The sequence below is a fragment of the Streptomyces sp. NPDC037389 genome (assembly GCF_040636475.1).
GTDB lineage: Bacteria > Actinomycetota > Actinomycetes > Streptomycetales > Streptomycetaceae > Streptomyces > Streptomyces hesseae.
Map to the genome: position 1 here is coordinate 1 of NZ_JBEZUS010000028.1, position 22134 is coordinate 22134.

Genomic DNA, 22134 nt, shown 5'->3' on the forward strand with positions numbered 1-22134 from the left:
AGTAGGACGCCGCCGAACTTCTTTTGGAGAAAGCCCTGGCAGGGGATACCTGCCAGGGCTTTCTTGCGTTTACGGACACCGATACCGTTGCCGCCCCCTCCGCACCGCCCCCGGACGGCTGGGGGTAAGGTCAGGGGGAATCGTTGGTACATATCCCCACAGGAGGCCCCCGGGTGGAGGTCCAGGAGACGCGAGTTCAGACCGACCGTGTCCTCACCATCCCGAACATCCTCAGCATGGCTCGCCTCGTCGGCGTTCCTTTGTTCCTGTGGCTGATTCTTCAGAAGCACGACGGCTGGGCGCTCGTTGTGCTGGCGCTCAGCGGTGTCAGCGACTACCTCGACGGAAAGCTCGCCCGGCGCTGGAATCAGGTCAGCAGCCTCGGCCGGCTGCTCGATCCGGCCGCCGACCGGCTCTACGTCCTCTCCACGCTCTTCGGTCTGACCTGGCGTGAGATTCTGCCGCTCTGGCTGACCCTGGCCCTGCTCGCCCGGGAGGCGATGCTGTTGGTCATGGTGTGGATCCTGAGGCGTCACGGCTATCCGCCGCCGCAGGTGAACTTCCTCGGCAAGGCCGCGACCTTCAATCTGATGTACGCCTTCCCGTTGCTGCTTCTCAGTGATGGATCCGGCTGGCTCTCGTCACTCGCCGCGATTTTCGGATGGGCGTTCGCCGGATGGGGTACAACCCTCTATTGGTGGGCAGGGATCCTCTACGTGGTCCAGGTCCGCCGACTCGTCAGAGCGGATGCCACGGCCGACTGATCTCGCCGTACTCCCCAGCCTCACCGGGCAGGAGCCCCACCGGGCGCGCGTGGACGCGCTGCCTCGGCCGGGCTCGTCGGGCGGTTCCGTCGGCATGACCGTCGTCTCTCAAGGAGGACGCTTCCGACATGAAGGCCGTCGTGATGGCCGGCGGCGAGGGCACCCGCCTTCGCCCCATGACCTCGAGCATGCCCAAGCCGCTCCTGCCCGTGGCCAACAGGCCGATCATGGAGCATGTGCTCCGTCTGCTGAAGCGGCACGGGCTCACCGAAACCGTCGTGACCGTACAGTTCCTGGCCTCCCTGGTGCGGAACTACTTCGGTGACGGTGAGGAGCTCGGCATGGAGCTCACCTATGCCAACGAGGAGAAGCCACTCGGCACCGCGGGCAGCGTCAAGAACGCCGAGGAGGCGCTCAAGGACGATGCCTTCCTCGTCATCTCGGGCGACGCCCTCACCGATTTCGACCTCACCGACCTGATCCGTTTTCACAAGGAGAAGGGCGCCCTGGTCACGGTCTGTCTGACGCGTGTCCCCAATCCGCTGGAATTCGGCATCACGATCGTCGACGAGCAGGGCAAGGTCGAGCGCTTCCTGGAGAAGCCCACCTGGGGTCAGGTCTTCTCCGACACCGTCAATACGGGCATCTATGTCATGGAGCCCGAGGTCTTCGACTACGTCCGGCCCGATGTCCCGGTCGACTGGTCGGGGGATGTCTTCCCGCAGCTGATGAAGGAAGGCAAGCCCATCTACGGCTATGTGGCCGAGGGCTACTGGGAGGACGTCGGCACCCACGAGAGCTATGTGAAGGCGCAGGCCGATGTCCTGGAGGGCAAGGTCGACGTCGACATAGACGGTTTTGAGATCTCGCCGGGGGTCTGGGTGGCCGAGGGCGCCGAGGTGCATCCCGACGCGGTCCTCCGTGGCCCGCTCTACATCGGCGACTACGCCAAGGTCGAAGCCGGCGCCGAGATCCGCGAGCACACCGTCGTCGGTTCCAACGTGGTCGTCAAGAGCGGTGCCTTTCTGCACAAGGCCGTCGTTCACGACAACGTCTACGTCGGTCAGCAGAGCAATCTGCGCGGCTGCGTCATCGGCAAGAACACCGACATCATGCGGTCCGCCCGGATCGAGGACGGGGCCGTCATCGGCGATGAGTGCCTCGTCGGTGAGGAATCGATTATCCAGGGCAATGTCCGGGTCTATCCCTTCAAGACCATCGAGGCCGGAGCGTTCGTCAACACCTCCGTCATCTGGGAGTCCAGGGGACAGGCCCATCTCTTCGGCGCCCGCGGCGTGTCCGGGATCCTCAATGTGGAGATCACCCCCGAGCTGGCGGTCCGGCTCGCCGGCGCGTACGCGACGACGCTGAAGAAGGGGGCCACCGTCACCACCGCGCGGGACCACTCCCGTGGCGCGCGGGCCCTCAAGCGTGCGGTGATCTCGGCCCTTCAGGCCAGCGCCATCGACGTCCGCGACCTGGAGAACGTCCCCCTGCCGGTGGCCCGGCAGCAGACCGCGCGGGGCAGCGCCGGCGGCATCATGATCCGTACGTCGCCCGGAGTGCCGGACTCGGTGGACATCATGTTCCTGGACGAGCGCGGCGCCGACCTCTCCCAGGCGGGGCAGCGCAAGCTCGACCGGGTCTACGCCCGTCAGGAGTACCGCCGCGCGTTCCCCGGGGAGATCGGCGATCTGTCCTTCCCGTCCAGCGTCTACGACTCCTACACGGGCTCGCTGCTGCGGTCCGTGGACACCACCGGTGTCGCGGAGGCGGGGCTGAAGGTGGTCGTGGACGCCTCGAACGGCAGTGCCGGGCTCGTTCTGCCCAGCCTGCTCGGCCGGCTGGGAGTGGACGCGCTCACCATCAACCCCGGGCTGGACGAGGCCCGGCCCACCGAGACCGCCGATGCCCGTCGCTCCGGGCTGGTGCGGCTGGGGGAGATCGTCGCGTCGGCGCGGGCCGCGTTCGGGGTGCGGTTCGACCCGGTGGGCGAGCGGATCTCGCTGGTGGACGAGCGCGGGCGCATCGTGGAGGACGACCGCGCGCTGTTGGTCCTCCTCGACCTGGTGGCCGCCGAGCGGCGTAGCGGTCGGGTGGCGCTGCCGGTGACCACGACCCGGATCGCCGAGCAGGTGGCGGCGTACCACGGGACGCAGGTGGAGTGGACGACGACGTCGCCGGACGATCTGACGAGGGTGGGCCGGCAGGAGACGACGATCTTCGGCGGGGACGGGCGCGGCGGCTTCATCATCCCGGAGTCCAGCAGCGTCTTCGACGGTACGGCCGCCTTCGTCCGGTTGATCGGGCTGGTGGCCCGTACACAGCTCACGCTCAGCCAGATAGACGCACGGATCCCCAGGGCGCATGTCCTGCGCCGGGACCTGGCCACGCCATGGGCCGTGAAGGGGCTGGTGATGCGGCATGTGGTGGAGGCCGCCGGAGACCGTTCGGTGGACACGACGGACGGGGTGCGGGTGGTCGAGGCCGACGGGCGCTGGGTGATGGTGCTGCCCGACCCGGCGGAGGCGGTGACGCACCTGTGGGCGGAGGGGCCTGACGACGCCTCCGCGCAGGCGCTGCTGGACGAGTGGTCGGCGGTCGTGGACGGCGCCGGGCGCTGACGGCCCCCGGGGCGTCGTCCCCCTCCGGCCGGGGGATGTTCCCCTGATGTTCCCGGAGTGTCGTGAATCCGTACCGGATCCGGCACGCCGGTGGGGCCATTGGGAGACGACGCCCCCGACGTGCGACGATGTGCGGCATGTCGCAGCAGCCCCCCGTTCGGAGCACCTCTTCGCCGTCGTCGCGTCCCGACGCGTCGATGTCGCTGCTGACCAATGTGATGGATCACAGCCTCGACGAGGGGTACGCGGAGGCGGCGGCCCGGCGGGCCGAGGGTGGCAAGGGTCTGCCGAGCACCCTGCGGGCGAAGTTGGGGCTGGCCGCGGCTCTGCTGCTGTCGGCCGTGGTGGTGACGCTGGGGGCGGCGCAGGCGCGGATATCGGCACCGACGCTGGCGAAGGAGCGAGAGCAGCTCATCCAGCGGATCGAGGCGGAGACCTCCTCCGCCGACAGCCTCCAGAAGAACGTCGACTCCCTGCGGGACTCGGTCGGCACCAAGCAGCGTGACGCGCTGCGGAAACACGGTGGGGACCAGGCCGAGTTGGTGTCGCTGCTCGCCGGTGCCACACCGGTGCGCGGACCCGGGGTCAAGATCGTGATCGACGACGCCAAGCAGGCCCGGACCAGTGGGGGCGGCCCGAGGGAGAGCAGTGGCTTCTCCGACACCGGGCGGGTGCGCGACCGCGATATGCAGCGGGTCGTCAACGGTCTGTGGCAGTCCGGCGCCGAGGCGATCGCCATCAATGGTCAGCGGCTGACGGCGCTGTCCGCGATCAGGGCCGCGGGTGACGCCATACTGGTCGACAACAGACCGCTGGTGCCGCCCTACACGGTGCTGGCGATCGGGGACGGGCAGCGGTTCAGCACCGCGTTCCAGGACAGCGCCGACGGCCAGTATCTGCATGTGCTCCAGCAGAACTACGGGATCCGCGCGAGCATTTCCACCCAGGACGAGGTCCGGCTGCCCGCCGCGCCGAGTCTGATCGTACGTACCGCAACACCAGGGAAGGGCACATCGTGATCGCCGTATTGGGCCTCATCGTGGGAGTCGTGGTCGGGCTGGTCGTCCGTCCCGTGGTGCCGACGGCGGTCGAGCCCTACCTTCCCATCGCCGTCGTGGCGGCGCTCGACGCGGTGTTCGGCGGCCTCCGGGCGATGCTGGACGGGATCTTCGACGACAAGGTGTTCGTCGTCTCGTTCCTGTCCAATGTGGTCGTGGCCGCTCTCATCGTCTTCCTGGGCGACAAGCTCGGCGTCGGCGCGCAGCTGTCCACCGGTGTGGTGGTCGTCCTGGGCATTCGTATCTTCTCCAACGCGGCCGCCATCCGGCGGCACATCTTCCGGGCGTGAGACCGATGAGCGCAGACGACACTCCCGATAAGTCCGGACAGCAGGGGCGGCCGGAAGAGCCGGAGAAGCCCGAACGGTCCGAGGCGCCCGAGCGTGGCGGGTCGTCGGGCGAGCCGGAGAAGGAGCGGGCGAAGCCGGAGCCCCAGGAGCGGGGCTCCCAGGAGCCGGGCTCCCCGGAGCCGGAGCCCACGGCGCGGCCGGGCCGCGCCGGCGAGGGCGAAGCCACGGCCGGGGCCGCCGCCGGGGAGCCGGAGGCCGGGGCGCCCGGGCCCGCGGAATCCGGGCCGGAGCGGCCCGGGCCCGGCCCTGTCCCCCCAAAGGGAGCCGCCTCCGGGGCCACCCCATTGACGGGGCGTCAACGGCTCATGAACGGGCTGTGGCCCCCAAGGCTGACGCGTGCCCAGCTCATCGTGGCGCTGCTGCTGTGCGTCCTCGGGCTGGGCCTGGCCATCCAGGTCCGTTCGACGAGCGACAACACCGCCCTGCGCGGTGCCCGGCAGGAGGATCTCGTAAGGATCCTGGACGAACTGGACAACCGCACCAAGCGGCTCGAGGACGAGAAGCGCCGGCTGGAGAGCCAGCGCTCCGAGCTGGAGAGCAGCTCCAACCAGGCGGCCGAGGCCCGTAAGCAGACCGCGCAGAAGGAGGAGCAGCTCGGGGTGCTCGCCGGTACGGTGGCGGCCGAGGGGCCCGGCATCGAGCTCACGGTGAGCGACAGCAAGGGCGCCGTGGAGGCGGACAAGTTGCTCGACACGATCCAGGAGCTGCGGGCCGCGGGCGCGGAGGCGATCCAGATCAACGATGTCCGGGTTGTCGCGGGCACCTATTTCTCGGGCTCTGCGGGAAAGGTGGAGATCGATGGAAAAAAGGTCTCACAGCCCTATAAGTTCAAGGTCATCGGCAAGCCCCAGGACCTGGAGCCCGCGCTGAACATCCCCGGTGGTGTGGTGCAGACTCTTGAGAAGGAGCAGGCGTCGGTGAGTGTCTCCCGGTCTGAGAAGATCATCGTGGACGCCTTGCGCCCGGCGAAGCGGCCTGACTACGCTCGGTCGTCATCGCAGTGAGACGGGCGTGCGGGCGGGGCCCGTGGGGAGGGCGGGAGGTTGCGGGGGGTCGGCGCACCAAGTCAAGGGTGCGTGATGGAAACTGTCTGTTGACTGCGGACGTTGTAGAGATGTCCAGGTCGGACGGTGTGTGCAGCAAGGTTTTGTCCTGCCCCACGGGCGGGTCTGTTTCGGTCAAGGGGAATCGCCCGTGAAGTTGTTTGCGAAGTTGTTCGGCAAGAGCGCACGCCAGGACGGCGGCACGGCCCGGCACCGGGCGCCGCGATCCGGGGAGGGCGGCGAGAACGCTCAGGAAGGCCGCCCGCTCTTCCGGGACCAGGTCGACGCCCAGGGCTACGGAGGCGACATTCCGGGCGGTCCGGGCGCGTCCTCTGTTGACCCTGCCCAGGCGGGGCGCATAGGTTTCGGGGCACCAGCGACCTCAAGTGCGGGTGGAGGGTTTGCCTTGCCGGTATGTACGAGGTGTGGCCACCGGAACGCCGAGGCGAGCCGGTTCTGTTCCAACTGCGGCGCTCCGCTGCGGCCGGGTGCGGTCGCCGAGCGCGCTTCGGAGACGACCTCGACCATCTCCATCTCCGGTCTCGAGGCGTACGACTCGGAGACCACCGGCCAGACGGCGATCCCGGCGCTCTCGCCCGAGGCGCAGGCCGCCGTCGAGGCGCTGCCCCTGGGCTCGGCCCTGCTGGTGGTCCGTCGCGGCCCCAACTCCGGCAGCCGCTTCCTGCTCGACGCCGAGGTGACCACCGCGGGCCGGCACCCGCAGAGCGACATCTTCCTCGACGACGTCACCGTCTCGCGCCGGCACGTGGAGTTCCGCCGGAACCAGGACGGCAGCTTCACCGTCACCGACGTCGGCAGCCTCAACGGCACGTACGTCAACCGCGAGCAGATCGAGTCGGTCGTCCTCGCCAACGGCGACGAGGTGCAGATCGGCAAGTACCGGCTGGTCTTCTTCGGCAGCCAGGGCATCTGAGCCGCTCCCGGACGCCGTCCGGGGCACCTCCAGGGAAGGGCCATGCTTCGAACACCGTCGGGCGGCGCCGGATCCTCCGGTGCCGCCGGTGCGGAGGGCAGGCTGGTGAGCATCGGAACGGTGCTCAACCTGCTGCGCGAGGAGTTCCCCGAGGTCACCATCTCCAAGATCCGCTTCCTGGAGGCGGAGGGCCTGGTGGAGCCCCGGCGCACCCCCTCCGGCTACCGCAAGTTCAGTACGGATGACGTGACCCGGCTCGGGTACGTGCTGCGGATGCAGCGCGATCACTATCTCCCGCTCAAGGTCATCCGGGAGCAGCTGGACGCCCTGGCCCGGGGCGAGAAGGTCCAGCTGCCCGCCCCCGCGCAGCCGAGGGACGCCCTCGACCTGGCGGACGTCCTGGACGAGCCCGGGGCGCCCGCGGCGGCCCCGGGAGGGCCCGAGGGGCCCGTGACGGCCCGTATCGGCCGTACGGAGCTACTGGCAGGCGCCGGGGTCTCCGAGGAGGAGCTGGCCGAGTGGGAGTCCTACGGGCTGCTCACGGCCCACCCGGACGGCGGATTCGACGCCGATTCCATGACGATCGCCAAGCTCGTCGCCGACCTGGGCCGCTTCGGTCTGGAGCCGCGCCACCTACGGGCCGTGAAGGCCGCCGCCGAGCGGGAGGCGGGCCTGGTCGAGCAGGTGGTCGCCCCCCTGCGCCGGCACCGCAATCCGCAGACCAGGGCCCATGCCGAGGCCACGGCCAGGGAACTGGCCGCCCTGTCCGTACGGCTTCACGCGGCGCTGGTGAAGGCCGCTCTCCGGCCTCGTGGCCAGTCACAGTGAGTGCCCGACTACCCAAACCCGCCGGGCACGGCCTAGGGTTGCTGTGTGAACGAGCTCGATGTCGTGGGTGTCCGGGTGGAAATGCCCTCAAACCAGCCGATCGTGCTCCTGCGTGAAGTGGGAGGCGACCGCTACCTCCCGATTTGGATCGGACCGGGAGAGGCGACCGCGATCGCCTTCGCCCAGCAGGGCATGGCGCCTGCCCGTCCGCTGACCCACGACCTGTTCAAGGACGTGCTGGAGGCGGTCGGACAGCAGCTCGCGGAGGTCCGGATCACGGATCTGCGCGAAGGCGTCTTCTACGCGGAGCTCGTCTTCGCCAGCGGGGTGGAGGTCAGTGCGCGGCCGTCCGACGCCATAGCGCTGGCGCTGCGCACCGGCACGCCGATCTACGGCAGTGACGGGGTGCTGGACGACGCGGGGATCGCCATCCCGGACGAGCAGGAGGACGAGGTGGAGAAGTTCCGCGAGTTCCTCGACCAGATCTCGCCGGAGGACTTCGGCAGCAGCAACCAGTAGGTGCGGAAGCCGGCGGAGAGCCGTCGGAAACCGCCTCAAGGTCGCATTCGAGTAGGTTTTCCCGCTACCTGGACACGTAAAACCACTCTCAGGGTGATTATCACTCGGCGTGCCGAGTGTGGCGATCGTTGACGCACCCCGAGCGACTGCCTACCGTCGAGAAGGCAGGTCAAGGACGGAGGTCGGCGTGAGAAGCACGGGCGACGGTACGGCGGTCGGCGGTCCGTATCCGCTGCATGGGGGAACGGTCGAACCAGTGCCCCGCTATTCCGCAACGGCAGCGGTGACCACCCCACGGGGAAGCGAGTCCGGGGGCACGGCGCCCTCCCGGAGCTCCGACGGCATCGGGTACCGGGGACCCACGGCGTGCGCGGCCGCGGGCATCACCTACCGGCAGCTCGACTACTGGGCGCGTACCGGACTCGTGGAGCCCAGCGTGCGGCCCGCGTACGGGTCGGGCAGTCAGCGGCTCTACAGCTTCCGGGACGTAGTCGTCCTGAAGATCGTGAAGCGGCTCCTGGACACCGGGGTCTCGCTCCAGAACATCCGCACCGCCGTGCAGCATCTGCGCTCACGCGGTATGGAGGACCTGGCACAGATGACGCTGATGAGCGACGGCGCCACGGTCTACGAGTGCACCTCGCCGGACGAGGTCGTCGACCTCCTCCAGGGCGGCCAGGGCGTCTTCGGGATCGCCGTGGGCGTCGTCTGGCGCGATGTGGAGAGTGCCCTCGCCCAGCTCCACGGGGAGCGGGTGGACACCGGTGAGACGCTCGTCGGCCACAACCCGGCCGACGAGCTCGCCCGCCGCCGCAACCGGGCGGGATGAGGCCCTCCGGGGCCCGTACGACAGCGTGACAGGGCGCCCCGCGCAGGCCGTGACAGCGGCTCGCGCGGGGCGCCTCGTCGTACATCGGTGCGATTGTCAGTGGTATGCGGCAGCATCTGTCCTGTGAGGGGTGCGCCGACGATTCTCCATCTGGACATGGACGCGTTCTACGCTTCGGTGGAGCAGGCGTCCAAGCCGAGCCTGCGCGGAAAGCCCGTGGTGGTGGGCGGGCTGGGTCCCCGCGGCGTGGTGGCCACGGCGTCGTACGAGGCGCGGGTCTTCGGCGTCCACTCCGCCATGGCGACGGCCCAGGCCCGCAGGCTCTGCCCCAACGCCGCCTACCTCACCCCCCGGTTCGAGCTGTACCAGCGGATCAGCCACGTGGTGATGGGGCTGTTGGGCGAGCTGTCGCCGCTGGTGGAGCCGCTCAGCCTCGACGAGGCGTTCGTCGACCTGGAGGCGGGCGGGGTGCCGCCCTCCGGCGAGGCCGCCCGCGCGGTGGGGGAGCGGCTGCGGCGGGACATCGAGGCGGCCACGGGACTGACGGCCTCGGTGGGGCTGGCCGGCTCCAAGATGTTCGCGAAGATCGCCTCGGAGGAGGCCAAGCCGAACGGGCTCATGCTCATCGAGCCCGGTACGGAGCTGGAAGTCCTCGGCCCCATGTCGGTGCGGACCATCCCCGGCGTCGGCCCCGCCACCGCTGAAACGTTGCGGCGCGCCGGTATCACCACCGTGACGGAGACGGCCGAGGCCGGCGAGGACGAGCTGGTGCGGCTCCTCGGCAAGGCCCACGGCGGAGGGCTGTACGCCCTGGCCACCGGGCACGACGACCGTCCCGTGGTGGCCGAGCGGGACGCCAAGTCCGTGTCCGTGGAGGACACCTTCGCCGAGGACCTCACCGACCGGACCCGGGTGCAGCTGGAGCTCGCCCGCCTCGCCGACCGCTGCGTGGCCCGGCTGCGCGGCGCCGGGCGCTCGGGGCGGACGGTCGTCATCAAGGTGCGGCGGTACGACTTCTCGACCCTGACCCGCTCGGAGACCCTGCGCGGCCCGACCGACGACCCCGCCGTGGTGCGCGAGGCGGCCGCCCGGCTGCTGGAGCACGTGGACACCACGGCCGGGGTGCGGCTGCTGGGCGTGGGCGTCTCCGGGCTCGCCGACTACACCCAGGAGGACCTCTTCGCCCAGGCCGCCGCGGGGGCCGCCGAGGCCGCGGCGACGGCCCAGGCGGCCGCGACGGACGGGTCCGCACCCCACGAGCCCGAGACGCCCCAGGAGCCGCAGAAGGCCCCCGAGGGGCCGCCACGGTGGCTTCCGGGGCTGGACGTCCGGCACGACGAGCACGGGGCGGGCTGGGTACAGGGCAGCGGCGTGGGGCGCGTCACCGTCCGCTTCGAGGAGCCCTGGTCGGCGCCCGGGCGGGTGCGGACCTTCCGCGTCGACGACCCGGAGCTCCACCCCGCCGAACCACTGCCGCTGGTGCGTACGGAGGACGATCAGCCGCCCGCGCCCGCCGGGCCCCCGGACGGTGCCTCCCCGGCGGCCGTGCCGTCGGGCGCCGAGGGCAGCTCCAGCCCGTAGTGCCGGTAGAGCCGCAGCTCCTGCGCGGGGGAGAGGTGCCGGCCCACCCCGAAACCGGGGGCCTCCCTGATCAGCGCGCGCTCGTAGGGGATGCGCAGCCCGTCCTCCTCGACCCGGCTCGGCTCCAGCGGTACGAAGGCGTCCCGGCCGAAGAGGCCGGTGCGCACGGCCGCCCACTCCGGCTCCCCGGTGGCGTCGTCCAGGTACACCTCGTCCACGGTGCCGATCTTCACGCCGTCCCGGTCGAAGGCCTTGCGCCCGATGAGGCTCCGGGGGTCGATGTCGGTCTGCACGGTTCCTCCGCTGCTCCCCGCCCATGACGGTCCTCGTCACCACGAAAAACCACGAACGTGAAACCGGCCACTCGGGAGATCCACCCGGAAACCCTCGCTGGTAGGCTGGCAAATGGCCGCAGACCCCGTGCGGGAGAGCTCTTCTCGAAGCCCCCAGGGCGTTGGTGAAGGCGCCGAAGGAGCAAATCCTCCCCGGAATCTCTCAGGCACCCGTACCGCATGGACGAGGTCACTCTGGAAAGCAGGTCGGGCCCAGGTCAGGCAGTAACGCCGAAGCCCCTCCTCACCGACGGTGAAAGCCGGACCGTGCGTCGCGGCCCGGTGAAGCTCTCAGGTTGAGATGACAGAGGGGGAGGCCGTCCGGGTACCCGCGCCGTGGTACCCCTCGCAGGTCGCAATGACCAGGAGGCCTCCGCAGATGACCGTCCACCGCATCGCCCTCACCGACCTGGAGCGGGGCACGCCCTTCGAGGCGCGCCACATAGGTCCCGACGCCGCCGCCCAGGCCAAGATGCTCGCCCAGGTCGGTTTCGGCTCGCTCGACGAACTCACCGCCGCCGCCGTGCCGGACGCGATCAAGAACGTCGGGGCGCTCGGCCTGCCGGAGGCCCGTACCGAGGCCGAGGTCCTCGCCGAGCTCCGTTCCCTCGCCGACCGCAACACCGTGCTGGCCCCCATGATCGGCCTGGGCTACCACGGCACGTTCACGCCGCCGGTGATCCTCCGCAACGTCATGGAGAACCCCGCCTGGTACACGGCCTACACGCCCTACCAGCCGGAGATCTCCCAGGGCCGCCTGGAGGCCCTGCTCAACTTCCAGACGGTCGTCGCGGACCTGACCGGGCTGCCCACCTCCGGCGCCTCCCTCCTCGACGAGGGCACCGCCGCCGCCGAGGCCATGGCGCTGGCCCGCCGCGTCGGCAAGGTCAAGGACGGCGTCTTCCTCATCGACGCCGACACCCTCCCGCAGACCGTCGCCGTCATCGAGACGCGCGCCGAGCCCACCGGCGTCGAGGTCGTCGTCGCCGACCTGTCCGCGGGCATCCCCGAGGAGATCGCCGAGCGCGGCGTCTTCGGCGTCCTGCTCCAGTACCCCGGAGCCTCCGGCGCCGTCCGCGACCTTCGACCTCTGATCGAGCGGGCCCACGAGCTCGGCGCGGTCGTCACCGTCGCCGCCGACCTCCTCGCCCTCACCCTGCTCACCCCGCCCGGCGAGCTCGGTGCGGACATCGCGGTGGGCACCAGCCAGCGCTTCGGCGTCCCCATGGGCTTCGGCGGCCCGCACGCCGGATTCATGGCCGTCCGCGAGAAGTTCGCCCGCAGCCTCCCCGGCCGCCTCGTCGGCGTCTCCGTCGACGCCGACGGCGACAAGGCCTACCGCCTGGCCCTCCAGACCCGCGAGCAGCACATCCGCCGCGAGAAGGCCACCAGCAACATCTGCACCGCCCAGGTGCTGCTCGCCGTCATGGCCGGCATGTACGCCGTCTACCACGGCCCCGAGGGCCTCGCCGCGATCGCCCGGCGCACCCACCGCCTCGCCGCGATCCTCGCCGAGGGCCTGCGCGCCGGGGGCGCCGAGGTCGTGCACGGCGCCTACTTCGACACCGTCACCGTGCGCGTGCCCGGCCGGGCCGCCGAGGTCGTCGAGGCCGCCCGCGAGCGCGGCGTCAACCTCCGCCTGACCGACGCCGACCACGTCGGCGTCTCCTGCGACGAGACCACCACCCGCGCCCACCTGGCCGCCGTCTGGGCCGCGTTCGGAGTGGAGGGCGACGTCGAGGCGCTCGACGCGACCGTCGCCGAGGCGCTTCCCGAGGGCCTGCTGCGCTCCGGCGACTACCTCGCCCACCCGGTCTTCCACCAGTACCGCTCCGAGACCGCGATGCTGCGCTACCTGCGCCGCCTCGCCGACCGCGACTACGCCCTGGACCGGGGCATGATCCCGCTCGGCTCGTGCACCATGAAGCTCAACGCCACCACCGAGATGGAGCCGGTCACCTGGCCGGAGTTCGGCCAGCTGCACCCCTTCGCGCCCATCGAGCAGGCCGAGGGCTACACCACCCTCATCACCGAGCTCGAGGACCGGCTCGCCGAGGTCACCGGCTACGACAAGGTCTCCCTCCAGCCCAACGCCGGCTCCCAGGGAGAGCTCGCGGGCCTGCTGGCCGTCCGCGCGTACCACCGCGCCAACGGCGACGAGCGCCGCACGGTCTGCCTCATCCCGTCCTCCGCGCACGGCACCAACGCCGCCAGCGCCGTGATGGCCGGCATGAAGGTCGTCGTCGTCAAGACCGCCGACGACGGCGAGGTCGACGTCGAGGACCTGCGCGCCAAGATCGAGCAGTACCGCGACGAGCTCGCCGTGCTGATGATCACCTACCCCTCCACCCACGGCGTCTTCGAGGAGCACGTCGCCGACATCTGCGCGGCCGTGCACGACGCGGGCGGCCAGGTGTACGTCGACGGCGCCAACCTCAACGCCCTGGTGGGCCTGGCCAAGCCGGGCCGGTTCGGCGGCGACGTCTCGCACCTGAACCTCCACAAGACCTTCTGCATCCCGCACGGCGGCGGCGGCCCCGGCGTCGGCCCGGTCGCCGTCCGCGCCCACCTCGCCCCGTACCTGCCCAACCACCCGCTCCAGCCCACCGCGGGCCCGGCCACGGGCGTCGGCCCGATCTCAGCCGCGCCCTGGGGCTCCGCGGGCATCCTGCCGATCTCCTGGTCGTACGTCCGGCTGATGGGCGGCGCGGGCCTCAAGCGCGCCACGCAGGTCGCGGTGCTCGGCGCCAACTACATCGCCAAGCGCCTCGAGCCGCACTACCCCGTGCTCTACACCGGCCCGAACGGCCTGGTCGCGCACGAGTGCATCGTGGACCTCCGGCCGCTGACCAAGGCCACCGGCGTGAGCGTCGACGACGTCGCCAAGCGCCTGATCGACTACGGCTTCCACGCGCCGACCATGTCGTTCCCGGTCGCCGGCACGCTGATGATCGAGCCGACGGAGAGCGAGGACCTCGCCGAGCTGGACCGGTTCTGCGAGGCGATGATCGCCATCCGCGCCGAGATCGAGAAGGTCGGCTCGGGGGAATGGCCCGCCGAGGACAACCCGCTGCGCAACGCCCCGCACACCGCCGCCTCGGTGACGGGCGCGTGGGAGCACCCCTACACCCGCGAGGAGGCCGCCTTCCCGTCCGGGGCGTCGAAGGCCGACAAGTACTGGCCGCCGGTGCGCCGCGTGGACGGCGCCTACGGTGACCGGAACCTGGTCTGCTCCTGCCCGCCGCTGGAGGAGTACGAGGGCTGACCCGTCCGCACACGGGTCGGGGCCGGTCCGGCGCTGCGGCGCCGGGCCGGCCCCTTCATGTCGCCCTGCGGGTCATCGGCCGCCGCACCGTCAGGCGGCCCTCACCACCTGGTCGGTGCCCAGCGCCCGGTGCGGGGCGATGATCTGTCCGTCCGGCAGCAGCTCACCGGTGTCCTCGAAGCAGAGGACGCCATTGCACAGAAGACTCCATCCCTGTTCCGGGAAGGCGGCCACGAGGTGGGCGGCCTCCCGGTCGGCGGAGTCGGCTGACGGGCACGTGGGCTGGTGCGGGCACATGGAAGTGATCTTTCGCTCTGATGTGGTGGCTGTCCTGCGGCTCGGCGTGTCGCTCATGCCGCCCCCCGTTGTCATCGTCGGTCGGTCCCAGTCTTGCCCTACGGGCCTCGTTCCGCAGGGATTTCCCGGTGACGCTCCTCACAGGGTGATGACGCGTCACCCGGGCGGGCGGTTGCTCCCAACTCGACGGTCCCTTCGGGGGGTTCGGGATGGTCGCATCGGACTAGCCCGAAAGGGTGAGTGGTGGGGGCAGCGGTGCGCCCCGCGACTCTCCTGGTGCGGGGAGTCGCGGGGCGCGGTGGCTCCGGAGCCGGCGGGCCGGCCCGGGCGTCCGGTCAGGCGGTCGCCCGCAGCCGGTGCGGGGGCGCCAGCCGGGGCGTCAGCGCGGGCAGCAGATCGGCGGCCCGGTGCGGGCGGTGGGCCGCGATGCCGGGCGGTGCCGGGGCGAGGGGGACGAGCAGGTCGCCCGGGGCGAACAGCTCGGAGGCGGCGTCGGCCGTGATGTCCGCGTGCAGCCAGAGGGTGAGCATGTAGAGCTCGGGCACCGACAGCAGCCGTGGCTGGTACGGGGTGGTCAGGGCCTCGGCCTGGCGCAGGGCCAGCTCGGTGGAGGCCACGTACGGGCCCTCGCAGAAGTGGGAGAACGCCCAGCCGTCGGCCGTGACCACGGCCTCGCCGGCCGCCACGGCCCGTTCCCCCTCCTTGATCTGGAACCGCCAGCCGGTCAGCCGGGTGCGCGGCGCCCCGCCGAGCGTCCCCGCCCGCTCCAGGAGGTGGACGGGCAGCGGGAGTTCGGGGCTGAGCGGGGTCCGGGCGGACCGCAGCGACGGGGTGCGGGCCTCACGGACGGCGGTGGGGGAACCGAGGGCCGTGAGAACCGTGCGGAGGGCAGGCGCGGGGGCAGGGGGGACATGCAGCGGCATGGTGGGTCGCCTCTCGCTTAAGGAAAGACACGGGGGTGCGGGGCGGGTGCGGACGACGCTGTCGGCGTGCGGGGTCAGAGGGGGGCCGGGACCGACTCCGGGGCGCCTACTCTCTGCCTCATTCCGGAGTTTATACGACACATGTTCACATGATGTTTCGGCTAGCTGTCGCAGGTATTTCAGGCAAGGACAATTCAGGTCCTGATTCCAGGGGGATTTCGGTGTTTTTGTGAAGGCCGCGCGCCCATGACCTCGGCTTCGTCACCGTATACGGTGGGCCGGATCCGATCGGTGTTTATCACCAGCGCATTGCGCCCCACCCGGCGGCTTGTGTCATGCCGACGGAATGTGCCGGAGTACACCGGTGAGAGCCTATCGTTTCCCCGTGCGCCGCGGGGCGTTATGGATCGTCCCGCCTGGGCATCATCGACCGTGACAAGAAGGCCGGTGCGGCGGGCGGCCCGTCCGGGAGGGAGGCTTCGCATGGGGGAGAAGGTCGCGGCCCTGGGGTTCGACCTCGCCGACCGGCAGCGCCACCGGGAGAAGCTCCGGCGGTGTCTGGACGGGCTGGCGAGGCTGCTGGAGGAGAAGCGGTTCGACCGTCCCCGCAATCTGATGGGGCTGGAGATCGAGCTGAATCTAGCGGGCCCCGACGGTATGCCGAGCATGGTGAATGCCGAGGTGCTGAAGCGTATCGCCAGCCGGGATTTCCAGACCGAACTCGGGCGTTTCAACCTGGAAGTGAACATCGTCCCGCACCGGCTCTCCGGAAGGGTTCTCGACCAGCTCGCCGAGGAACTGCGCACGGGTCTGTCCTACGCGGACCGCAGGGCCATGGAAGTGGGTTCCGGGATCGTCATGATCGGGATACTGCCCACGCTCACCGACCGGGACCTGGTCCATGCGAACCTCTCCGCCGCCGACCGGTACTTCCTGCTCAACGACCAGGTCGTGGCCGCCCGGGGCGAGGAGTTCACCATCGACATCGCGGGTGTGGAGCGGCTGACCTGCACCGCGCGTTCCATCGCCCCGGAGGCCGCCTGCACCTCGGTCCAGCTCCATCTCCAGGTCACCCCGGGCCGGTTCGCCGCCGTGTGGAACGCCGCCCAGGCCGTCGCGGCCGTACAGATCGCCGTCGGCGCCAACTCGCCCTTCCTCTTCGGCCGGGAGCTGTGGCGCGAGTCCCGGCCACCGCTGTTCGTACAGTCCACCGACACCCGCCCGCCCGAGCTGCGCGCCCAGGGGGTCCGGCCGCGCACCTGGTTCGGGGAGCGCTGGATCTCCTCGGCGTACGAGCTCTTCGAGGAGAACCTCCGCTTCTTCCCCCCGCTGCTGCCCATCTCCGGGGACGAGGACCCGCTGCGCGTCCTGGACGAGGGCGGCGTCCCGGCGCTCGCCGAGCTGACCCTTCACAACGGCACGGTCTACCGCTGGAACCGGCCCGTCTACGGCATCGCCGACGGCGTCCCCCACCTCCGGGTGGAGAACCGCGTCCTGCCGGCCGGGCCCACCGTCCCCGACGTCATCGCCAACGCGGCGTTCTACTACGGGCTGATCCGCACCCTCGCCGAGGAGCCCCGGCCGGTGTGGTCCCGGATGCCGTTCGGCGTCGCCGCCGACAACTTCGACACCGCCTGTCGCGACGGCATCGACGCCGTCCTGCGCTGGCCCCGGGCGGGCCGGACCGGCGTCCTCGCGCGGGTCCCGGCCGTCCGGCTCGTCCTGGAGGAGCTGCTGCCGATGGCCTCGGCCGGGCTGGACGCGTGGGGAGTGGAGCCCGCCGACCGCGACTTCTACCTCGGCGTCGTCGAGGAGCGCTGCCTGCGCCGGGTCAACGGGGCCTCCTGGCAGACCGCCACCTACCACCGCGCGCTGGAGCACGGCCTGGACCGGGAGCGCGCCCTCGCCGTCACGACCCGCCGCTACCGCGAGCTGATGCACACCGGCGACCCCGTCCACACCTGGCCCACGGACGCGCCCGCCCTGTGACCCCTCCGGGGCGTCGCGGCCCCCCTGTGCGCGGGGGCCCGGGAGCGTCGGGCAAGCTGTGACCGTCGTGAGGACGGGCAGCTGGGAGGCGACGGTGCGGCAGAACGCTCGGGACGGCGGCGCGGGCATCCGGCCGGAGGTACCCTCCGGGCCGGTGCCCGGCGACGGGCCCGCCCGGCGCACGCTGCGCTCGGAGACGCTGATCGTCCTGGCGCTCTCCCTGGGGGCCAGCGCGGTCTCGTCGCTGATCAGCTTTGTCGGCGCGGCCACCCGGCCGGGCGGGCTCAAGGACAAGGCGGCCACCCTCAACGCCTCGCACGCGCCCGGCCGCCCCTGGCTCGACCTCGCCTGGCAGCTCTTCGGCATCGCGACCGCGCTCGTGCCCGTCCTCCTGGTGGCGCACCTGCTCACCCGCGAGGGCGCGGGGCTGCGGAGCATCGGCTTCGACCGGACACGGCCCGGCACCGACCTGGCCCGCGGCGCGGCGGTCGCGGCCGCCATCGGCGGCAGCGGGCTGCTGTTCTACCTCGCCGTACGGGCGGCGGGCTTCAACCTGACCGTCGTACCGGAGAACCTGCCCCACGTCTGGTGGCGGATCCCGGTGCTGATCGCCTCCGCCGCGCAGAACGCGGTGCTGGAGGAGGTCGTGGTCGTCGGCTATCTGCTGCGCAGGCTGGGGCAGTTGGGGTGGACCCCGGCCGCCGCCCTCGTGGCGAGCGCGGCGCTGCGCGGCTCGTACCACCTCTACCAGGGCATCGGCGGCCTGGTCGGCAACGCGGTGATGGGCGTGGTCTTCGTCCTGCTCTACCGGCGGTGGGGGCGCGTCGGGCCGCTGGTCGCCGCGCACGCGCTGATCGACATCGTGGCGTTCGTCGGCTACGCGCTGCTCGCGGGCAAGGTGGGCTGGCTGCCCACGGCTTGACCCGCAGGGTCGGCTGCCCGGGGCCTGACCCGGGGCTGGCTGCCCAGGGCCTGACCCGCCCCCATCCGTCCAGGACTTACGAGGGCTCGGATGGCTTGGAGGACTCGGAGGGCCTATACGAGCAGTTCGCCGTCGATGACCGTCACGGCGGAGCCGGTCAGCAGGGTCCGGTCGCCGTGCGGCGCGGTGCGCACGAGGCCGCCGCGGGCGGACGCCTGGAACCCGGTGAGCTCGTCACGGCCCAGCCGGGCGGACCAGAACGGGGCGAGCGCGGTGTGCGCGCTGCCGGTGACGGAGTCCTCGTCGACGCCGACGTTGGGGAAGAAGCAGCGCGAGACGTAGTCGTAGCCGCGCGCCGGGTCCTCGGCCGGCGCGGTGGCGATGATGCCCCGGCGGGAGTGACGGCCCAGCGCCGCGATGTCCGGTGCGAGGCCTCGTACGGTCGCCTCGTCGGACAGCTCCAGCAGCAGATCGCCGATGTGCGGTCCGGTGTCGTGGGCCGAGCGGGGTGTGGCGCCCAGGGCCCGGTCCACGCCGTCGGGGACGGCTGTGGGTGTGAGGGGCGCGGTCGGGAAGTCCAGGGTGATCGTGCCGTCCTCGTGGGCGGTGGTGACGAGGATGCCGCAGCGGGCGGTGAAGCGCACGGTTCCGGTGGCGGTGCCCGTGGTGTGCAGGACGTGCGCAGTGGCGAGTGTGGCGTGGCCGCACATGTCGACCTCGGTGGCGGGGGTGAACCAGCGCAGCGCCCAGTCGGCGTCCGAGCCGGGCGGCAGGGGGTGGGCGAAGGCGGTCTCGGGGTGGTTGACCTCGGTGGCCACGCCCCGGAGCCAGGCGTCCTCGGGGAAGCCATCGGAGTCCAGGAGTACCACTCCCGCCGGGTTGCCGGAGAAGGGGCGGTCGGTGAAGGCGTCGACGATTCGAATCCGCATGGTCGTGAACGTAGAGGCCCGGCGGGGCCGTGGACACGGCCAATCCCCGGAAGGTGGACCGGGACCGGGACCGTGCCGGGTGGGTGCGGCGCGTCCGCCGGGCGTCCCGGCGTGCCGAAGACGCACTGCGTCGGCCGGTGGCGGCGATGCGGGCGGCCCGGTGGTCAGTGATCGCCGCCTTGGTGCCCGCGGTGGGCCCGGTGGTCCCGGTGGGCTCAGTGGAGGCAGAGGCAGAACGGATGGCCGGCCGGGTCCGCGTAGACCCGCCAGTTGGCCTCGGGGCGGAGCTGGTCCGTTCGCTCCAGCACGGTCGCGCCGAGGGCGAGCGCCCGCTTCTCCTCCCCGTCGAGGTCGTCCACGTCGAAGTCCAGGTGGAGCTGCTGCGGGTGTTGCCGGCCGGGCCATTCGGGCGGCCGGTGGCCGTCCACCCGCTGGCAGGCCAGCGGCGTCCCCTCGAACCCGTGCACCTCGACCCAGTCGGGATCCTCCGGATCCGCGACCACCCGGCCGCCGAGCAGATCCGCGTAGAACTCCGCGAGCCGTACCGGATCGGCGCAGTCCAGCGCGACCGCCTGCAACTTTCGAATCACTTCCGGCACCCTTCGGTCCTCGGCCGCTTCCGGGACTCTCCCGTACGGGAGTGGTCGTACCCGCAGCCGTGGCGGGCATGCGGGACTGTCCTGTGCCACCGATCTTTGACCGCGTGCCATCGAACCCTGACGGACGCGAGTTCGTGTCATCGAAGGCTGATCGCGCTGGTCAGATGCCTTGCCCGCGAACGCGCCACCGCCCTCGGCCAGCCGGGCGGACTCTTGCTCTCGGCGCCACGAAAGTGACAGAGCCGTACGGGAGCGCTGCCGGGACTCGGCACCAGCAATAGTTGGTGGAGTAAGTATCCACAGCGTGAACCCAGTGGGCCCGGACGTGATCTACAAGGCGCTGGTCGCACTGGAAGCGGCGCCGGTTGCGGGACCCGACCGAGCCCGGCCAGGGGGACCGCCGGCCGCTCGTGCCGGGGTTCTCTCCGGGCGATGAGGACGCGAAGACCAGTCTGGCCCTGCACGAGACCTCGCCGTACGACCGCGCGGCCGCGTTTCAGGCCGGGCTGACCAAGCTGGAGGCCGAGCAGACCCCCTGATTCTGCAGCGCCGTCCACTCCCTCGATTTGGAGAGGCAGCACTTTCTCCCAACGGTGGGCGTCTGCCAGGATGGGCATTCAGGTAGTCAGGTTCATGTCACTAGCTCCGGAGGGGTCTGCATGTCCGTGCGCAATCGGGTTCGCTCAGCTGTAGCCGCTCTTGGCGTCGCAGCCGTAAGTGTCGCACTCGTAACCGTTCCTACGAGCTCCGCACATGCTGCCACCTGCAGCAACCCTGTGCAGCTCGGACCGGCTACTCCGATCAAGATCTCCAACAACTGGACCGACTCGCAGACAATCGGAAACCTGTACATCGGCTGGTACGCCAACTGTGCAAGTGCTTACGCCGAGGTCGACTGGATCAACGATTGGCAGAACAACGTCTCGGGCTCTGTGTATCTGAACTGGAACGACCCGGCGCACAACAGCGCCGAAGGCAGGGTCTCCTACTCGGCGCCGAGCCCCGTCTCCTGGAAGTCGAACAACCTGTACCAGGGCCCCGGAACCCCGTACACCCCTGGGCGGTCCTTCACCGCAGCGATCAACCTCACCGTGGCGATTCCCTATTGGCTGAAGACGTGCGGCCCGCGGATTCTCGTCGGCAGCACTCACGACTTCTCCAACGGCTGGAACAGCGGTCCCGGCAACGGCACTTGTAGCGTCTGATCCTGAACGCAAAGAAGCTCCTCCCCCCGATCTGGGGGAGGAGCCGTTTCGTGTTTCCGGCAACCTCAGGACTTGCTGGTCAGTTGAGTGGCGACGCGGCCGACCTGCTGGCCCAGCTCGTGCGCGAGATCGAGCGGGGTCCGCTCGCGCAGGGCGAAGGTCAGAACGTGTTCATCGGCGATGAGGACGCGGACGGGGGCGAGGACTGATCGGGGGCGACGGCGCCTGGCGGACGCATACGCGCAACCCCCCGCTCAGAGGGTTCTGACCAGCGTGATCAACCTTCGATGACACGAACTCGCGTCCCTCAAGGTATCGATGGCACGCGGTCAAAGATCAGTGGCACAGGACAGGGGCGCTGCGCCCGGGCGGGCATTGCCATCCGATCGGTTCCGATATATCGTTGAAGCATCGCGAACGATCGATGAAGAAAGGGGCGACATCATGCGCTTCCAAGGACACGGTCATGAGCACCACGGCTACGGCCCCGGCTCCGGTCGCGGCCGGGGGGCCGGGCCCGGCGAGTCCGGGCCGGGCGGCTTCGGTGGGCGCCGGGCCTTCGGGCCCTTCGGGCCTCCGTTCGGCGGCCCGCCCTTCGGCGGGCGCGGGCGGGGCGGCCCGGGCGGCGGCAGGGCGCGGCGCGGCGATGTGCGCGCCTCGATCCTGGCGCTGCTCAAGGACCGCCCGATGCACGGCTACGAGATGATCCAGGAGATCGCCGAGCGCAGTGGCGGCGCCTGGAAGCCGAGCCCCGGCTCGGTCTACCCCACCCTCCAGATGCTGGAGGACGAGGGCCTGATCAGCAGCGCGAGCGAGGGCGGCAAGAAGCTGTTCACGCTCACCGAGGACGGCCGCGCCGAGGCCGAGTCCGGCCCGGGCACCCCCTGGGAGGACGCGGGGCGCGGTATCGACTGGGCGGCGATGCAGGAGATGCGCCAGGCCGGCTCCGGGCTGATGGAGGCCTTCGGTCAGGTCTGGAAGACCGGCAGCGCCGAGCAGAAGGAAAAGGCGCTCGCGGTCGTCAGCGACGCCCGCAAGAAGCTCTACCTCATCCTGGCCGACGAGGGCTGAGGTCAAGAGCCGAGCCCGAGGGCGGGGCGGCCCGGGGGATCCTCCGGGCCGCCCCGCCGCGCTTTCTTGACG

22 protein-coding genes and 1 riboswitch are annotated in these 22134 nt (G+C 70.9%); of the genes, 17 read left to right on the top strand and 5 right to left on the bottom strand.

Going from position 1 to position 22134, the window contains the following annotated elements; translation table 11 throughout:
- Positions 1–173: 173 nt before the first annotated feature.
- The 10 genes from AB0E98_RS32920 to AB0E98_RS32965 all read left to right on the top strand — a co-directional run bounded on the left by AB0E98_RS32920 (position 174) and on the right by AB0E98_RS32965 (position 10530).
- Positions 174–764, top strand: coding sequence for a CDP-alcohol phosphatidyltransferase family protein (locus AB0E98_RS32920; RefSeq protein WP_361710006.1), 591 nt, complete (start codon positions 174–176; stop codon positions 762–764).
- Between the two features lie 128 nt (positions 765–892).
- Positions 893–3388, top strand: coding sequence for a mannose-1-phosphate guanyltransferase (locus AB0E98_RS32925; protein ID WP_361710008.1), 2496 nt, complete (start codon positions 893–895; stop codon positions 3386–3388).
- 128 nt (positions 3389–3516) lie between these two features.
- Positions 3517–4407: a DUF881 domain-containing protein gene (locus tag AB0E98_RS32930; protein ID WP_361710010.1), complete on the top strand. Its 891-nt coding sequence runs from the start codon at positions 3517–3519 to the stop codon at positions 4405–4407.
- Positions 4404–4736 carry a small basic family protein gene (locus tag AB0E98_RS32935; protein WP_071964751.1) on the top strand — a complete coding sequence of 111 codons (333 nt, stop codon included), beginning with the start codon at positions 4404–4406 and terminating at the stop codon, positions 4734–4736. The genes AB0E98_RS32930 and AB0E98_RS32935 overlap by 4 nt, the downstream gene beginning before the upstream one ends.
- Before the next feature lie 5 nt (positions 4737–4741).
- Positions 4742–5800 (top strand): DUF881 domain-containing protein, encoded by a 1059-nt coding sequence (locus tag AB0E98_RS32940; protein ID WP_361710013.1) that lies wholly within the window; start codon positions 4742–4744, stop codon positions 5798–5800.
- A gap of 445 nt (positions 5801–6245) precedes the next feature.
- Positions 6246–6773: an FHA domain-containing protein gene (locus AB0E98_RS32945; protein WP_311614218.1), complete on the top strand. Its 528-nt coding sequence runs from the start codon at positions 6246–6248 to the stop codon at positions 6771–6773.
- Positions 6774–6815: 42 nt separating this feature from the next.
- The gene (locus tag AB0E98_RS32950) at positions 6816–7601 is read left to right on the top strand and encodes a MerR family transcriptional regulator (protein ID WP_361710016.1); all 786 of its coding nucleotides are present in this window, start codon (positions 6816–6818) and stop codon (positions 7599–7601) included.
- A 45-nt stretch (positions 7602–7646) separates the two neighbouring features.
- Positions 7647–8120, top strand: coding sequence for a bifunctional nuclease family protein (locus AB0E98_RS32955; RefSeq protein ID WP_099198755.1), 474 nt, complete (start codon positions 7647–7649; stop codon positions 8118–8120).
- Between the two features lie 187 nt (positions 8121–8307).
- Positions 8308–8949 carry a MerR family transcriptional regulator gene (locus AB0E98_RS32960; protein ID WP_361710020.1) on the top strand — a complete coding sequence of 214 codons (642 nt, stop codon included), beginning with the start codon at positions 8308–8310 and terminating at the stop codon, positions 8947–8949.
- 123 nt (positions 8950–9072) lie between these two features.
- Positions 9073–10530, top strand: coding sequence for a DNA polymerase IV (locus AB0E98_RS32965; protein ID WP_361710022.1), 1458 nt, complete (start codon positions 9073–9075; stop codon positions 10528–10530).
- Here the strand turns inward: AB0E98_RS32965 and AB0E98_RS32970 are convergent.
- Entirely contained in the window at positions 10446–10823 is a 378-nt protein-coding gene (locus AB0E98_RS32970; RefSeq protein WP_361710025.1) for a PRC-barrel domain-containing protein, read from the bottom strand. The genes AB0E98_RS32965 and AB0E98_RS32970 overlap by 85 nt on opposite strands.
- A gap of 120 nt (positions 10824–10943) precedes the next feature.
- A riboswitch (glycine riboswitch) is annotated at positions 10944–11051 on the top strand.
- 190 nt (positions 11052–11241) lie between these two features.
- Here AB0E98_RS32970 and gcvP point away from each other — a divergent pair.
- A complete protein-coding gene (gcvP, locus tag AB0E98_RS32975) occupies positions 11242–14127 on the top strand; it encodes an aminomethyl-transferring glycine dehydrogenase (RefSeq protein WP_361710027.1) in 2886 nt (961 codons plus the stop codon).
- A 90-nt stretch (positions 14128–14217) separates the two neighbouring features.
- Here the strand turns inward: gcvP and AB0E98_RS32980 are convergent, their stop codons facing one another.
- Complete coding sequence (locus tag AB0E98_RS32980) at positions 14218–14424, bottom strand: DUF5999 family protein (protein ID WP_311614212.1); 207 nt, start codon at positions 14422–14424, stop codon at positions 14218–14220.
- 335 nt (positions 14425–14759) lie between these two features.
- On the bottom strand, positions 14760–15347 hold the full coding sequence (locus tag AB0E98_RS32985) for a hypothetical protein (protein WP_361710030.1): 588 nt from the start codon (positions 15345–15347) through the stop codon (positions 14760–14762).
- Positions 15348–15830: 483 nt separating this feature from the next.
- Here AB0E98_RS32985 and AB0E98_RS32990 point away from each other — a divergent pair, with 483 nt between their 5' ends.
- Both AB0E98_RS32990 and AB0E98_RS32995 read left to right on the top strand, forming a co-directional pair.
- Complete coding sequence (locus AB0E98_RS32990) at positions 15831–17336, top strand: glutamate--cysteine ligase (RefSeq protein ID WP_361710033.1); 1506 nt, start codon at positions 15831–15833, stop codon at positions 17334–17336.
- Between the two features lie 127 nt (positions 17337–17463).
- On the top strand, positions 17464–18258 hold the full coding sequence (locus AB0E98_RS32995) for a CPBP family intramembrane glutamic endopeptidase (protein ID WP_361710065.1): 795 nt from the start codon (positions 17464–17466) through the stop codon (positions 18256–18258).
- Positions 18259–18371: 113 nt separating this feature from the next.
- Here the strand turns inward: AB0E98_RS32995 and AB0E98_RS33000 are convergent, their stop codons facing one another.
- Both AB0E98_RS33000 and AB0E98_RS33005 read right to left on the bottom strand, forming a co-directional pair.
- Positions 18372–19187 carry a PhzF family phenazine biosynthesis protein gene (locus tag AB0E98_RS33000; RefSeq protein WP_361710036.1) on the bottom strand — a complete coding sequence of 272 codons (816 nt, stop codon included), beginning with the start codon at positions 19185–19187 and terminating at the stop codon, positions 18372–18374.
- A 215-nt stretch (positions 19188–19402) separates the two neighbouring features.
- A complete protein-coding gene (locus AB0E98_RS33005) occupies positions 19403–19777 on the bottom strand; it encodes a VOC family protein (protein WP_361710039.1) in 375 nt (124 codons plus the stop codon).
- A 374-nt stretch (positions 19778–20151) separates the two neighbouring features.
- On the opposite strand from AB0E98_RS33005, the gene AB0E98_RS33010 reads away from it, so the two are divergent.
- From AB0E98_RS33010 to AB0E98_RS33025, 4 genes are all read left to right on the top strand, one after another.
- A complete protein-coding gene (locus tag AB0E98_RS33010) occupies positions 20152–20325 on the top strand; it encodes a hypothetical protein (RefSeq protein WP_361710041.1) in 174 nt (57 codons plus the stop codon).
- Between the two features lie 237 nt (positions 20326–20562).
- Complete coding sequence (locus AB0E98_RS33015) at positions 20563–20991, top strand: hypothetical protein (protein ID WP_361710044.1); 429 nt, start codon at positions 20563–20565, stop codon at positions 20989–20991.
- Between the two features lie 50 nt (positions 20992–21041).
- Positions 21042–21200, top strand: coding sequence for a hypothetical protein (locus tag AB0E98_RS33020; RefSeq protein WP_361710047.1), 159 nt, complete (start codon positions 21042–21044; stop codon positions 21198–21200).
- A gap of 235 nt (positions 21201–21435) precedes the next feature.
- A complete protein-coding gene (locus AB0E98_RS33025; RefSeq protein WP_361710049.1) occupies positions 21436–22062 on the top strand; it encodes a PadR family transcriptional regulator in 627 nt (208 codons plus the stop codon).
- Positions 22063–22134: the final 72 nt, after the last annotated feature.